This window comes from Sphingomonas floccifaciens (genome assembly GCF_042681125.1).
Taxonomy (GTDB): Bacteria; Pseudomonadota; Alphaproteobacteria; order Sphingomonadales; family Sphingomonadaceae; genus Sphingomonas; species Sphingomonas floccifaciens.
This window is the reverse complement of the sequence record NZ_JBHUFC010000014.1, coordinates 1-767: the sequence shown is the minus strand read 5'-3', so window position 1 is coordinate 767 and position 767 is coordinate 1. Positions and strand designations below refer to the sequence as shown.

The 767-nt window shown below is 69.6% G+C and carries 1 protein-coding gene; it reads left to right on the top strand.

Translation table 11 applies throughout. The features are described from left to right. Positions 1-127: 127 nt before the first annotated feature. Positions 128-767, top strand: a 640-nt coding sequence (locus ACFSC3_RS16735) for a DUF4158 domain-containing protein (protein WP_380941510.1), incomplete at its 3' end; no start/stop codon positions are given.

Genomic DNA, 767 nt, shown 5'->3' with positions numbered 1-767 from the left:
AGACATTTGCGACAGCGTCCGCCCTCGTGGCGTGACCGGTCAGGGCCGCTGTCGCGAAACTTGAGAGTTACGCGACACCTCGCACGTGTCGGCCATAAACTATACGCTCCCGGACAGGGGGTGATCGATGGCCAGACGCGATCTGTTAACGGGCGACGAACGCCGCGCGTTGTTCGGCGTGCCCCTCGACCATGCCTCGCTCGCCAAGCATTACACGGTTGCCGATGAGGACCGGCCACTGATCGAAGCGAAGCGCGGCGACGCCAACCGGCTCGGCTTCGCGCTGCACCTCGCCCTGCTGCGTCATCCCGGCTTCGGCATACGCCACGACGATGTCGTCCCCGATTTTCTGATCCGGCACCTGGCCGCGCAACTCGACATCGCGCCCACAGCGTTCGAGGGCTACGCGCATCGCGCCCAGACCCGGCTCGAACACGCCTGGGAGGCGATGGAGCGTTTGCGCCTGCGCGCGTTCGAGGCGGCCGACGTCCCCGGCGCGCTCGGCGCAGCCACCCGCGCGGCGGAAGCGACCGAACGGGGCAAGCCGATCGCCGCGGCAGTGCTGGGCCATTTGCGTGCTGCCCGGATCGTTCTGCCCGCGCCCGCCCGTATCGAGCGGATCGGGGTGGCGGGGCGCGCCATGGCGCGCCGCCTCGCGGCCGACACGCTGGTCGATGCGCTTGCTCCGGAGCAGGTGACGGGGCTGGATGCGTTGCTGATCGTGGACCAGGATCGCGGCACGACGCCGCTCGCGTGGCTGCGCGACA